The organism is Bordetella sp. N (assembly GCF_001433395.1).
Lineage (GTDB): Bacteria > Pseudomonadota > Gammaproteobacteria > Burkholderiales > Burkholderiaceae_B > Bordetella_C.
On the sequence record NZ_CP013111.1, the window covers coordinates 4562546 to 4575708 of the forward strand.

The window sequence follows — 13163 nt, forward strand, 5'->3', positions numbered from 1 at the left end:
CAACCCGTCAGGGTTGACCTGAGGGGCCATCCCCTCGCATGCATGTACCAAATGGCCCCGCTTGCGGGGCCATTTCAGTTCGGATTCAACCGTTGTTGATTAGAAAGGCAGGCGCGACAAATAAAAGTACGGCGCCGCCGACATCGCGAGGAGACGAGACATGCTGGATCACACCCCCCAGGACCAAGCCGCTGAAGACACGCGCGTGGAAAACAAACCCATGGACGCCGCGGCCCCCGGCATGACGCGCCGCCATTTCCTGCAGGCCGGCATGCTGGCCGGCGCGGGCCCGGCGCTGCTGGCCGCCGCACCCGCCATGGCGGCCGATGCCGCGACGAGCGCCCCGGCCGCGGGCGCGGCAAAAGCCACGGACAAGGCCGATGGCAAAGCCCCGAAAGAACAGCAGGACACCAAGGGCGGCCAGACCGTGACGCTGGCGGGCTACGGCGCGGCCCTGCGCTACGAGCAGATTCCGCCCGAAGTCCTGCAGCGCGCCAAGGACGCCATGACGGACGCCGTCGCCACCATCATCTACGGTGCGCAGCTGCCGTGGAGCAAGATGATCATCGCCTATGCGCGGCAGAACGGTTCGGGTGGCAAGAGCCAGATCCTGGGCAGTGGCACGCAGCCGGTGCATCCGCAGATGGCGGCATTGGCGCAGGGTGCGATGGCGCATGCCTTCGAGCTGGATAACCTGACCAAGCCCGACAGCGGCGCCCATCCTGGCGCGGCCCTGTTTTCCTCCGGCCTGGCGATGGCGCAGGACAAGGGGCGAAGCGGCCAGGCGCTGCTGACGGCCTTCGTGGCCGGCGCCGAAGTGATGCTGCGCATCGGCTATGCGACCAAGCACACCAACGAAGAGCGCGGCTTCCATGCGCCGGGCACCACCGGTCCGTTCGGCGGCGCGGTGACGGTGGGACATCTGCTGGGCTTCGACCAGGCGCGCATGGTCAATGCCATGGGCATCGCCGGCTCCTGCGCTGGTGGCCTGCTGGCCTTCGCCCATGCCGGCAACGGCGCCATGGTCAAACGCCTGAACGTGGGGCGTGGCGCCGAAGGCGGCGTGGTGGCGGCGGATCTGGCCGCGCAGGGATTCACGGGGCCCAGCACGGTGCTGGAGGGCGAAGGCGGCTTCCTGCGCGCATTCTGCCCTGAGTACGACCTGGCCGAATTGACGCGCGGGCTGGGCAGCACCTACGAGACCATGAACATCATGATCAAGCGCTACGCCTGCCACATCACGGCGCACACGCCGGTGGAAGCCATGCTGGGCCTGCGCAAGGCGAACGGCTTCAAGGCAGACGACATCGACAGCATCACGGTAGCGGGCAGCCCGCGCATGACCACGGTCAACAACATTCCGAAGCCGGCCGATTCCCTGCTGGCGCAGTTCAGCATTCCGTTCTGCGTGGCCTTGTCCATGTATCGCAATCCGGTGGATCCGCGCTCCTTCGACGAGCACGTGGCGCAGGACGCGAACATCCTGGCCTTGACGCAGCGGGTGGCCATGCAGGTCGCGCCGGGCCAGAAGAACAATGACCTGGCCAGCACGGTGACCGTGAAGCTCAAGGATGGGCGTGAGTTCAGCAGCCACGTCACCGCGTTCACCGGCACGCCGGAGCACCCACTGGATCGCGCCGGGTTGCGCGAGAAGTTCATGCTGTTGACGCGCGGCCACCCGGAAGCGGCCATGGCCAAGCTGTTCGACCGCATCCAGAGCCTGGAGAAAGAGAAGAACCTGGACTGGCTGCGGGTCTGAACGCACTGCGGGGCCGGCGCCCGTGTGGGCCGGCCCGACCTGCTCGGCCCGACCTGCGCGGTCCGACCTGCTTACCGACTTAGACGATGTTCAAAGGCTCGAAAGACTTGACCAGGTCATCCAGCCGCTTGATCTGCGTGAGGAAGGGTTCGAGCTGGTCCAGCGGCAGCGCGCTGGGGCCATCGCACTTGGCGTTGTCGGGGTCCGGATGCGCTTCCAGGAACAGGCCGGCCAGGCCCACGGCCATCCCGGCGCGCGCCAGCTCCGCCACCTGTTCGCGGCGGCCGCCCGACGCGGCGGCGCCGGCGGCGCGCTGCTGCAGGGCATGGGTGACATCGAAAATGACGGGCAGGCCGGACGAGGCTTTCTTCATCACGCCGAAGCCCAGCATGTCGACCACCAGGTTGTCGTAGCCGAAGGCGGTGCCCCGGTCGCACAGGATGATCTGCTGGTTGCCCGCTTCGTTGATCTTCTCGACGACGTTCTGCACCTGGCTGGGGCTGATGAACTGGGGTTTCTTGACGTTCACCACGCGGCCGGTCTTGGCCAGCGCCACCACCAGGTCGGTCTGCCGGGCAAGGAAGGCCGGCAGCTGCACCACGTCGGCCACTTCGGCCACGGGCGCGGCCTGCCAGGGTTCATGCACGTCGGTGATGACCGGCACGCCGAACTCGGCCTTGACCGCTTCAAAGATCTTCAAGCCTTCCTCCATGCCGGGGCCGCGGTAGGAGTGGATGGAAGAACGGTTGGCCTTGTCGTAGGACGCCTTGAAGACGTAAGGAATGCCCAGCTTGCGGGTGACTTTCTGGTAGTGCTCGCAGGACCGCAAGGCCAGCTCGCGCGATTCCAGGACGTTGATGCCGCCGAACAGCACGAAGGGGCGGTCATTGCCGCAGGCGATGTCGGGCGTGATGGAAATGGTTTGTTGGGACATGAGGCGCTACCTGAAAGGCGGAGATCCGGGCAGTATATCGCCGGTGCGATCAGGGCCACGTCAGCCGGGCTCGGACACAATCGCCTTCCGCCCCCCTTTCCACTTTTACTCCCGGGACTCCCCATGCAACGGCAACTGCTGATCCTCATCGAAATCAAGGAAACCAATCTGGCCTTCCTGAAGGACGCTGGCTTTCAGCTGCACTTCGCCGTGACCCCGGCGGAACGCGCGGCGATCCCGGCGGCGCTGGCAGCCACCATCGATGCCGTGCTGACCAACGGCTCGACCGGTTTCGAGGCCCATGAAATAGCGGCCATGCCACGCCTGCGCATCGTCTGCGCCCTGGGCGCCGGCTACGAGAAAATCGATCTGGCGGCTGCCCAGGCGCGAGGCATCCCGGTCACCAACGGCCGCGGCGCCAATGACGCGGCGGTGGCGGACCACGCCCTGGCCCTGCTGCTCTCGGCGGCGCGCGGCATCGTGCAGAACGATCAGGTGGCGCGCCAAGGCAAGTGGGGTGCCAGCGCACGTATCGAACGGCCGACGGTGCATGGAAAGAAGCTGGGCATCCTGGGCCTGGGCACCATCGGGCAGCAGATCGCCCGGCGTGCCGCCGGCGGTTTCGACATGGTGGTGGGTTATCACAATCGCCGTCCCGTCGCGGACAGCGGCGGCAACCTGGCCTATTTCGACAGTCCGCTGGCGCTGGCGTCCTGGGCGGACTTTCTGGTGGTCGCCACGCCGGGCGGCGCCGCGACCCATCATCTGGTCAATACGGCGGTGCTTGAAGCATTGGGACCGCAAGGTTTCCTGGTGAACATCGCGCGCGGCAGCGTGGTCGATACGCAGGCCTTGCTGGCGGCCCTGCACGCCGGCAGCATCGCGGGCGCCGGGCTGGACGTGGTGGAAGGCGAGCCCGACGATATGACCCCCGACCTGTTCCAGGCACCCAACCTGACCCTGACGCCGCACATCGCCGGCCGTTCGCCGGAAGCGCTTGCCGCGACGGTCAAACTGGCGACGGCCAATCTGCTGGCGTGTTTCGAAGGCCGGCCGCTGGTCACGCCAGTAACGGCCTGATCCAGCTCAACCTCCTGCCCTCTTACGCCTTGCCCCCGCCTTCCGGCAATGCCGCGAGGGCGGCTTCCAGCAATTCGGCGGTGACTTCGTTCACGCCCGTCTCACGCGTGACGGCCAGGGCGCGCAAGCGGTCAGCCAAGGCCTGCGGCAGCTTGACGGGGAACGACACCAGGCCCTGGGCCTGATCCAGGCGCCGACGGTCGCGCCGGTCCGGCACCTCGGCGGCGGCGGTGCCGAAACGCTGCGGCGTGCCGGCATTCTTCAATTGGCCCATCAGCTTCAGGCCTTTGTTTTTTTCCAGATCGGTTTTCTTCATGGCAAGTCGTCGGTAAGTGAGGGGGCACTATACAGCCCCTCCTGCTCATCAGGCGTTTCCGTTAGAATTCAATTGCGAACGATAATCGGTATCAATGTTATTTGATCCGGATTGAAACGCGCCGGTCGAATGCCGCCCGGTGCGTGTATCGCCATGCCCCCTCACGGAAAACCAATGTATTTGCACGCTCACCGGCAGGCCATCCTCATGGCCAGCCTGGCAGGACTCGTCAGCGCCACCCTTCCCCACATCTCAAACGCGCAAAGCGCGACACCGGTCGACATGCCGGCGGTCAAGGTGGAATCCGGCGCCCAGGGCGACACGGCCTTCAATCCCGCCACACCGCCCCAGGTCAACAAGTCCAGCGTGCCCCTCAACGAGACGCCGCAGACGATCACCGTGATTCCCCGCGCGGTCCTCGACAGCCAGCAGGCACAAACCCTGGCTGACGCCTTGCACGATGTCCCCGGCGTCGTTGCCAACACCTTCGGCCGGCGGGGCTGGGACGACCTGATCATCCGCGGCCAGACGGCCTCCGATTCGCTATTCCTGGACGGCTTGCGCACGGCGGCATCGAACCACATCGCCGAGCAGTTGTTCGGCGTGCAGCAGGTGGAAGTCCTCAAAGGTCCGGCCTCCCTGCTGTATGGCCAGGTGCTGCCCGGCGGCCTGGTGAATATGGTCAGCAAGCGGCCGCAACCCGACGCCTTCGCCAATGTGGAAACCACGGTCGGCACGCATAACTTCTACCAGGGCACGGTCGACATGGGCACGCCGCTGTCGGACAACGGCAAGGCCGCTTTCCGCATAAACGCGTTGACCATGAACTCGCGCGACGCCACCGACTACGTCTGGTACCGCAATCGCTGGATCGCGCCGTCCCTGTCGCTGGACCTGGGCCCGCGCACCGACTTCACCATCCTGACCAGCTATCAGGAACGCAGCTACATCCGCCAGCAAGGCTTGCCCCTGGCCGGCTCCATCAATTTCAATCCCAATGGCGAGATCCCCCGCCGCCGCTTCATCGGCGAGCCGGACCAGGACCCCTATCGCGGCTACCAGAGCCGCATCGGCTATGCCTTCACGCACCGCTTCGACGGCGGCTGGACCATCAACCAGAACCTGCGTTATCAGCAATACACACTGAACGGCCAACTGGTTTCGAATAGCAGCCTGCTTGCCGACAACCAGACCCTGCGGCGCACCGCCACCGACCAGCATTGGGATGGCAACACGATTTCGCTGGACACCAATGCGCAGCGTACCTTCGACGCCGGCGCGTGGGGCCAGCACGAACTCACCGTCGGCACCGACTATCTGCGCTCCCGCGACAACACGCTGAGCACCACCTGCACCGTCGGCACGCTCAACGTCTACAACCCCGTCTATGGCAGCGCCATCAAATGCCCGGCCACGCCGCGCACGGACAGCCAGAACACGGTGAGTGACATCGGCCTCTATCTGCGCGACCAGGTCAAACTGGGCGAGCGTTGGCGCATCCTGGCCGGGGTCCGGCACGACTTGGCCGCGACCTATACGACCAACCATCTGAACAGCACGCGCCAGGACGACAGCGCGCGTGCCTACACCGGGTCCGGCGCCTTGATGTACGAGCTTTTCCCCGGTGTGCGGCCGTACATCAGCTATGCCACGTCCTTCACCCCCAACAGCGGCACGGACGTGAATGGCAACGGCTTCGATCCCGAAACCGGCCGCCAATGGGAGGCCGGCGTCAAGTTCGACTTCGACGGCGGTGCGACGCAATTGACGGTCGCCGCCTTCGATCTGCGGCGCCACCACGTCCTGCAAAGCGATCCCGTCAACGACGACTTCAGCATCGCGGTGGGCGAGCAGCGTTCGCGCGGCGGCGAAATCGGCTTCGTGTCGGATTTCGACAATGGCCTGAGCCTGATGGGCGGATACGCATACACCGCCGCCACCATTACCGACGACGGCGGCCAGGATCCTTCCACCAACGGCACCCGCTTGAACAACGTCCCGCGCCACAGCTTCACGCTGTACTCGCGTTATCGCTTGAGCGGCGATCTGCGCGGCTGGGAGTTGAATGCCGGCGCGCGCGGCGAAAGCAACCGCTATACGTATGGCTACTACCTGCCCGGCTACGTCGTCGCCGACGTCGGCGTGGCTTACCAGGCCGAACGCTGGCGCGCGGCGCTCACGGTAAAGAACGTCTTCGACAAGCAGTATTACGCGGGCGGGCTGGCAGCCGCCGTCGCCATGGGCGACGACCGCAACGTCATGTTGACGTTGGGATATCGCTACTAGGCTGAGCCTTCACACCCGTCCTCTTTGTGTCATGCCGCTGTAGCACGCCCACCCTAGACTGCGCGCTCAGATTAAATCCCAAAGAGGACATCAAAATGAAGTTCAACCTCCGCAACGCGGCGGCGGGCACCTGCCTGCTCGCTGGATTCACCCTCCCCCATCTTGCCTTGGCCGCGGATTCCGTCACGATGTACGGGATCCTCGACAACAGCGTCCAATACCTCAATAACGGCCCCGGCGGCGGCAGCCGCACCTCCATGAGCTCCGGCGGCTGGAACGGCTCGCGCTGGGGCATGCGCGGCGCCGAAGACCTGGGCAACGGCGCCAAGGCCATCTTCGCGCTGGAAAGCGGCATCGACATGAACAACGGCAAGACGCTGCAGAGCGGCCGCTTGTTCGGCCGCCAGGCCTGGGTCGGCCTGAGCGACAAGGACCTGGGGCAGCTGACCATGGGCCGCCACAACACGCTGATGCTGGACTGGATGTCCAAGTTCACGCCGTTCGACAACGCCACGATCTCCGCCAAGGTGCTCGATGCGGCGTTCTCCGACCGCATGGACAACTCCGTGAAGTACAGCAACAAGCTGGGCCCCGTCACCGTGGGCACGTACTACAGCTTCGGTTGGAACAACGAGCAGAACTTCGTCGACAGGTCGGTAGGCCGCATGTTCGGCGCCGGCCTGCGCTACAACGAAAACGCCTGGGACGCGGCGCTGCTGTATCACACCAAGCATGCCGACGCCCCCAAGACCGGCGCCGACGGCGACAACCGCGAAGACCGCATCGTCGCGGGCCTGTCCTATGACATGGATGTGGTGAAGCTGTATGTCGGCTACCGCTGGCTGGAGCAGAAGCTGGTACAGCGCAACTACACCAGCAATCTCTACTGGGCCGGCTTCGACTACAAGCCCTCTTCGCCCACCACGCTGTCGCTGGCCATCCTGAAGATGAACGGCACCGCGTGCGACAACATGAACTACGCCGCCTGCCCGGCCGTTCAAAGAGCCGGGTCGGACCAGAAGCCCACGATGATCATCGCCGGCGCGCAATACGACCTGTCCAAGCGCACTACGCTGTATGCGCTGGGCGGCTACTCGATCAACAGCCATGGTTCTTCGGTCAGCGTGATCGGCGGCAACTACGGCGTGAACGTCGAGCCTGGCAAGAACCAGTTCGGCATGTCCCTCGGCATGCGCCATCGCTTCTGACGATGAACAGCCCCAAGGACCACACCCGGGACATCGCCATCCGCGGCCTGCGGTTGGCGTATGGCGATGTGCCCGTGCTCGACGGGGTGGACCTGGACGTGCCGGCCGGCACGGTGCTGGCCTTGCTGGGGCCTTCGGGCTGCGGCAAGAGCACCCTGCTGAAATCCCTGGCCGGGCTGTTGCGCCCGCGCCAGGGATCGATCCGTTTCGGCTCTCAGGTCGTCTGCGATGACGGCCGCCACGCGCCGCCGGAGCAGCGCGATCTTGGCATGGTGTTCCAGGACTACGCTTTATGGCCGCACATGACCGTCGGCCAGAACATCGCCTTCCCCCTGCAGATGCGCAAGGTGGCCAAGGCCGAACACGCGCGGCGCGTCGAGGAAGCCCTGGCGCTGGTAGGCCTGGCCGGCATGGCCGCGCGCCGCCCCGCCGATCTTTCCGGCGGCCAGCAGCAACGCGTCGGCCTGGCGCGCGCCATCGTGGCGCGTCCCCGCGTCCTGCTCTTCGATGAACCGCTGTCCAACCTCGACCGCGACCTGCGCGAAACCCTGTGCGCTGAAATCGGCGCCCTGTTACGCACGCTAGGCACCACCGCGGTCTATGTCACCCACGACCACGCCGAGGCCCACGCACTGGCCCACTGCATCGCCCGCATGGCGAGCGGCCGCATCGCGAGCCTCGAGCACAACGAACCCGGACACTGAATACAATGAAGCCAACGCGCTCCCCCCGCAAACTAATCACAACGATATTCATGGGACTCTCCATCGGACTGACAGCGGGCCAGGCCCGCGCCCTGACCGTCTACACGGCCGGCCCCGGTACGCTCATCAAGAAGCTGGCCGCCGGTTTCCAGGAAAAGACAGGCATCAAGGTCGATGTCTTCCAGGCCACCACCGGCAAGGTGATGGCGCGCCTGGAGGCCGAATCGGCCAACCCGCGCGCCGACGTGCTCATCTCCGCCTCGTGGGACACGGCGCTGGATCTCGATCATCGCGGCGAGCTGCTGCCTTACCAAAGCCCCAACGCCGCCAAGGTGCCGGCCGCCTTCAAGACCGCGACCTATGTCGCGCAAGGCATCTCGGCGCTGGGCATCGTGTGGAACACCGCCAGCAACACGCCGGAGCCGAAAGACTGGTCCGACCTGGCGCAGCCGCAATACAAGGTGCAGGTCACCATGCCCGACCCCGCGCTGTCCGGCGCGTCGCTGGACCTGCTGTTGGGCCTGCAAAGCGCGCAAGGCGACAAGGCGTGGACCCTGCTTGAAGCGCTCAAGCGCAACGGCATGACGGTCTCCGGCCCCAATGCGCAAGCGCTGACGCCGGTCCTGCAGGGCGCCAAGGCCGCCGTGTTCGGCGCGGTGGACTATGTGTCCTACGCCAGTCTGCAGAAAGGCGAAGCCATCAAGGTGATCTTCCCGGCCAGCGGCACCGTCATCGCGCCGCGGCCCATGATGATCCTGAAGGCCAGCCGGGCGCCCGACCAGGCCAAACAGTTCGTCGATTACGTGCTGTCCGAAGAAGGCCAGCGCGCGGTGGCGGAAGCGTGGCTGATGCCGGCGCGCGAGGACATCCAGGCGCAACGTCCGCTGTTCAAGGAATTGAAGCTGTTGCCGCAGCCGGCCGCGCAACCCGGTGCCCGGGAAGACGTTCTGCAGCGTTTCTCCAAGCTGTTCGGCACGCACTAAAACCACGCCGCCGATGAAAAACGCCTATCCCCTGGCGGCGGGGACGCTCGCCGCCTTGGCCCTGGTGGTGGCGCTGCCCGTCGGGTTCGTCGCGCTGCAGGCCGTCTTTCCCCATCTGGCCCAGGGTTCGCTACGCGCGCCCTTCGGTGCCTGGCCCGCCGTTTTCGCTGAACCCGGCATCTTCACGCTGCTGGGCGGCACCTTGCGACTGGGTTTGGAAGTGGCACTGGTCGCCGCGCTGCTCGGCATTCCGCTGGGCACCGTGCGCGGCCTGTGCGCCGTGCCCGCGGCCAGGTTGTGGGACCTGCTGTTCCTGCTGCCTTTCCTGCTGCCGCCCTACATTGCCGCCTTGTCCTGGACCATGGCTTTGCAGCCGCGCGGTTACCTTGAACAACTGCTGGGCTTCAATCTGGGCGAGGTGCTTTTTTCCGAGGCCGGCCTGGCCCTGGTCATGGGCCTGAACACCTTCCCGCTGGTGTATTTCGCGGTATCGCGCAGCGTCGCGGCGGCCGGCGGACGCCTGGCCCAGGCGGCGCGCGTCAGCGGCGCCACGCCCTGGCAAGCCCTCTCCCGCGTGACGCTGCCGCTGGCCATGCCGGCCATCGCGGCCAGCCTGCTGCTGGCATTCACCTTGGCCATCGAGGAATACGGCGTGCCCGCTGCCTTGGGTCCGCAAGCTGGCGTGAACGTACTGACCACCGCCATCGAGCGGCGCCTGTCCGACTGGCCCATCGACTTGCCGGGTGCGGCCGTGCTGTCCTTGCTGCTGGTCGCCATCGCCTTGACCGCCTATGCCATCCAGCGCGCCTGGATGGCGGGACGCGGTTTTGAGACCACCGGCGGCAAGCCCGCGCCGCTGGTGCAAGGATCGCTGGGCGCCTGGCGTTGGCCGGTGTTGCTGGCGTTCTCGTGCGCGGCCCTGCTGACCGCGGGCGCCCCGCTGGCCAGCATGATCGCCACGGCGTTCACGCGCACCTTGTCGGGTGGCTTGCGGGCGAGCAACCTGACCGTGGCCAATTTCACCGGTCTGTTCGAAACCGGTGGCGACGCGCTGCACGCTTTGTCCAGCAGCATGGCACTGGCTTGCGGCGCTGCCCTGCTGACCGGCGCGGTCGGCTTCATGGCGGCCTGGTGCGCGACAGGACGACGCATGCGCGGCGCCGAGTTTATCGACGCCCTGGCCCTGATGCCCGCCGCCTTGCCCGGCGTGGTGGTGGGCGTGGGCCTGATCCTGGCGTGGAACCAGCCCTTCTGGCCGATCACGCCGTATGGCACGTGGGTCATCCTGCTGCTGTCGTATTCCTGCCTGCTGCTGCCCTATCCGGTGCGCTACGTCAGCGCGGCGCTGATGCAGATCGGCCCTGGCCTGGAAGCTGCCGCGCGCGTGCATGGCGCGTCGGCCTTCCAGGCCTTGCGGCGCATCGCCCTGCCCTTGGCCATGCCCAGCCTGATGGCCGCCATGCTGATGGTCTTCGCCATTGCCTCGCGTGAACTGGTCACGTCCTTGCTGCTGGCGCCCGCCGGCGTACAGACCGTGTCGATCTACGTATGGCGCCAGTTCGAACAGGGCTCGGTTGGCATGGGCATGGCCATGGCCAGCATCGCCGCCATCGTCAGCCTGCTGCTGATGCTGCTGGGCATGCATATCCAGCGCCGGGCCCTGCAGTAATTCATTCAGTAGTGCCTGCGCTGGCCAGGTACTCCGCCAGGCGTTCGCGCAGCAGCCCGGCCAGCTCCGGCAGGCGGGCGGCGACGCGGAACATGGGGCCGGCCACCAGCAGGGCGTAGCGGCGCTCGCCGATGGCGAAGGGCATGGCCACGCCGCCCAGGTCCTGGGTGTATTCCGCGTTGCCTTCGAACCATCCGCGTTCGACCGACAGGGCGATTTCGGCTTCCACGTCCGCCGCCGACACGCGCGTCGTGTCGGTGTATTGCTCATAGGACGCCTTGTCCAGGATGGCGGCGCGGTCGGCCGCCGACATCTGCGACAGCAAGGCGCGGCCCGTGGCGGTCACATGCAAGGGCACCCGCTTGCCCACCGGCGCCGCATAACGCACGGCGCTGGGCGACTCCACGGTCTCGATGAATAGCGCATGCGCGCCACTGGCCGCGGCGAGCACCGCGGTCTCGCCCGTCTCCCGCACCAGCTGGTCCAGCAAGGCGCGCATGCCATGCGGAATGGGCTGGCCACGCTCGATCTGCGTGATGAGTTCCGCCCATACCGGCGCGGGGTAGTAACCGGCACGCGCGCGCGGCTCGTACAGGAAACCCCGGTTGGTCAAGGTCAACAGCAGATTGAAGGTGCTGGAACGCGGCCAACCGAAGTGGCGCGCGATCTCCGCCAGGCTGGCCGGCCGCTGCCGCGCGGCGAAGTATTCCAGCAGATCCAGGACATTGCCGACTTGTTTGATGCTCACAGCGGTCCTCCCAGACCTCCCCATGCGGGTGAAAAAAGCGCGGCGCGCAACCGCGGTGCAACACGATAGCCGCTTCCAAGGGTAAATCCCAAGCGTCCATTTTCCCCGATTATGTTCCCCTGTGTGTATGATTTGTTCACGCTCATGAACAAAGCGACCATAAAAATGAGATCGGAGACAGCATCCTCATCGACCAAGGGGCCCCTTTCGGGCATCAAGGTCATCGACATGACATCCGTGCTGATGGGGCCATTCGCCTCGCAGGCCATCGCCGACATGGGCGCCGACGTCATCAAGATCGAAGCCCCCAAGGGCGACCTGGTCCGTCAGATCGGACCCGCGCGCCATGAAGCCATGGGCCCGGTCTACCTGAATGCGAACCGCAACAAGCGCAGCGTGGCGCTGGACCTGAAACAACCGCAGGGGCTGGCTGTCCTCAAGCAGCTGCTGACCGACGCGGACGTGCTCATGTACAACGTCAGGCCGCAGGCCATGGCGCGCCTGGGGCTTTCCTACGAAGCCGTGGCGCAGATCAATCCGCGCATCGTCTACGCCGGGCTGTTCGGCTTCGGCCAGGACGGCCCCTATGCGGCGCGGCCGGCCTATGACGACCTGATCCAGGGCGCCACCACCCTGCCGCATCTCATCGCCAAGGCGTCCGGCGGCATTCCGCGTTATGTGCCCACCGCCATGGCGGACCGCATCGTCGGCCTTACCGGCGTCAACGCCATCCTCGCCAGCCTGCTGGCGCGCCAACGCACGGGCCGCGGCGACCGCGTCGACATTCCCATGTTCGAGACCATGGCGGCCTTCGTCCTGGGCGATCACCTGGGCGGCCTGACCTACGAGCCGCCGCTGGATGGGGGCGGCTACGCGCGCCAGTTGTCGCCCGAGCGGCGGCCTTATCAGACCCAGGACGGCTACATCTGCGCCCTGGTCTATACCGACAAGCAATGGCGCGACTTCCTCGGCGCCGTCGGCCGCGCGGCGCTGATGGATGAAGACCCGCGTTTCGGCAGCTATGGCGGCCGCTCCCGCAATATCGATCACGTCTACGGCGAACTGGCGCGCATCTTCCTCGAGAAGACCACCGCTGAATGGATGACCCTGCTGGAACAGGCCGACGTGCCTTTCATGCCCATGCACGATCTGCGCAGCATCCTCGATGATCCCCAGCTGAAGGCCACGGGATTCTTCATCGATGCGGACCATCCCAGCGAAGGCCACATCCGCACCATGCGCGTTCCCGTGCGCTGGCAGAACAATCCCGTCGATACCTTGCGCCGCCACGCCCCCAGGCTGGGAGAGCACACCCGCGAGGTGCTGGCGCAGCTCGGCTACACGCAAACCGAAGTCGACGCCATGCTGGCCGCGGGCCACGCGGCGGCGGCGCCCGATCTCAAGCAGGAATGAAGCCCTCCCCGCCGCGCAGCGCCGTCTGCGTCCGGACAAGCATGCCGCCGCGCGCACCAGATC

General features: G+C 66.2%; 11 protein-coding genes. 8 read left to right on the top strand and 3 right to left on the bottom strand.

Annotated features, from left to right (window positions below):
• The first annotated feature begins 160 nt into the window (after positions 1-160).
• Positions 161-1759: an MmgE/PrpD family protein gene (locus tag ASB57_RS19605; protein ID WP_057653738.1), complete on the top strand. Its 1599-nt coding sequence runs from the start codon at positions 161-163 to the stop codon at positions 1757-1759.
• A gap of 79 nt (positions 1760-1838) precedes the next feature.
• Here the strand turns inward: ASB57_RS19605 and kdsA are convergent, their stop codons facing one another.
• Complete coding sequence (gene kdsA / locus ASB57_RS19610; protein ID WP_057653739.1) at positions 1839-2693, bottom strand: 3-deoxy-8-phosphooctulonate synthase; 855 nt, start codon at positions 2691-2693, stop codon at positions 1839-1841.
• 123 nt (positions 2694-2816) lie between these two features.
• Here kdsA and ASB57_RS19615 point away from each other — a divergent pair, with 123 nt between their 5' ends.
• Positions 2817-3773, top strand: coding sequence for an NAD(P)-dependent oxidoreductase (locus ASB57_RS19615; protein WP_057653740.1), 957 nt, complete (start codon positions 2817-2819; stop codon positions 3771-3773).
• Positions 3774-3795: 22 nt separating this feature from the next.
• Here ASB57_RS19615 and ASB57_RS19620 read toward each other — a convergent pair whose 3' ends face one another.
• Positions 3796-4089 carry a hypothetical protein gene (locus ASB57_RS19620; RefSeq protein WP_057653741.1) on the bottom strand — a complete coding sequence of 98 codons (294 nt, stop codon included), beginning with the start codon at positions 4087-4089 and terminating at the stop codon, positions 3796-3798.
• Between the two features lie 174 nt (positions 4090-4263).
• On the opposite strand from ASB57_RS19620, the gene ASB57_RS19625 reads away from it, so the two are divergent.
• From ASB57_RS19625 to ASB57_RS19645, 5 genes are all read left to right on the top strand, one after another.
• Positions 4264-6375 carry a TonB-dependent siderophore receptor gene (locus ASB57_RS19625; RefSeq protein WP_057653742.1) on the top strand — a complete coding sequence of 704 codons (2112 nt, stop codon included), beginning with the start codon at positions 4264-4266 and terminating at the stop codon, positions 6373-6375.
• Between the two features lie 95 nt (positions 6376-6470).
• The gene (locus tag ASB57_RS19630; RefSeq protein ID WP_057653743.1) at positions 6471-7583 is read left to right on the top strand and encodes a porin; all 1113 of its coding nucleotides are present in this window, start codon (positions 6471-6473) and stop codon (positions 7581-7583) included.
• 2 nt (positions 7584-7585) lie between these two features.
• Positions 7586-8287, top strand: a complete 702-nt coding sequence (locus tag ASB57_RS19635; protein WP_057653744.1) for an ABC transporter ATP-binding protein — start codon at positions 7586-7588, stop codon at positions 8285-8287.
• Positions 8288-8337: 50 nt separating this feature from the next.
• Positions 8338-9270, top strand: a complete 933-nt coding sequence (locus ASB57_RS19640; protein WP_197424778.1) for an ABC transporter substrate-binding protein — start codon at positions 8338-8340, stop codon at positions 9268-9270.
• 13 nt (positions 9271-9283) lie between these two features.
• The gene (locus tag ASB57_RS19645; protein WP_057653746.1) at positions 9284-10939 is read left to right on the top strand and encodes an iron ABC transporter permease; all 1656 of its coding nucleotides are present in this window, start codon (positions 9284-9286) and stop codon (positions 10937-10939) included.
• 1 nt (position 10940) lies between these two features.
• Here the strand turns inward: ASB57_RS19645 and ASB57_RS19650 are convergent, their stop codons facing one another.
• Entirely contained in the window at positions 10941-11687 is a 747-nt protein-coding gene (locus tag ASB57_RS19650) for an IclR family transcriptional regulator (RefSeq protein WP_057653747.1), read from the bottom strand.
• A 165-nt stretch (positions 11688-11852) separates the two neighbouring features.
• Here ASB57_RS19650 and ASB57_RS19655 point away from each other — a divergent pair, with 165 nt between their 5' ends.
• On the top strand, positions 11853-13100 hold the full coding sequence (locus ASB57_RS19655; protein ID WP_057656283.1) for a CaiB/BaiF CoA-transferase family protein: 1248 nt from the start codon (positions 11853-11855) through the stop codon (positions 13098-13100).
• The last annotated feature ends 63 nt before the right edge of the window (positions 13101-13163 follow it).

Bases quoted from the DNA above. Each gene is read 5' to 3' on its own strand.
- ASB57_RS19605 (WP_057653738.1), top strand. From the start codon at position 161: ATGCTGGATCACACCCCCCAGGACCAAGCCGCTGAAGACACGCGCGTG.
- kdsA (WP_057653739.1), bottom strand. From the start codon at position 2,693: ATGTCCCAACAAACCATTTCCATCACGCCCGACATCGCCTGCGGCAAT.
- ASB57_RS19615 (WP_057653740.1), top strand. From the start codon at position 2,817: ATGCAACGGCAACTGCTGATCCTCATCGAAATCAAGGAAACCAATCTG.
- ASB57_RS19620 (WP_057653741.1), bottom strand. From the start codon at position 4,089: ATGAAGAAAACCGATCTGGAAAAAAACAAAGGCCTGAAGCTGATGGGC.
- ASB57_RS19625 (WP_057653742.1), top strand. From the start codon at position 4,264: ATGTATTTGCACGCTCACCGGCAGGCCATCCTCATGGCCAGCCTGGCA.
- ASB57_RS19630 (WP_057653743.1), top strand. From the start codon at position 6,471: ATGAAGTTCAACCTCCGCAACGCGGCGGCGGGCACCTGCCTGCTCGCT.
- ASB57_RS19635 (WP_057653744.1), top strand. From the start codon at position 7,586: ATGAACAGCCCCAAGGACCACACCCGGGACATCGCCATCCGCGGCCTG.
- ASB57_RS19640 (WP_197424778.1), top strand. From the start codon at position 8,338: ATGGGACTCTCCATCGGACTGACAGCGGGCCAGGCCCGCGCCCTGACC.
- ASB57_RS19645 (WP_057653746.1), top strand. From the start codon at position 9,284: ATGAAAAACGCCTATCCCCTGGCGGCGGGGACGCTCGCCGCCTTGGCC.
- ASB57_RS19655 (WP_057656283.1), top strand. From the start codon at position 11,853: ATGAGATCGGAGACAGCATCCTCATCGACCAAGGGGCCCCTTTCGGGC.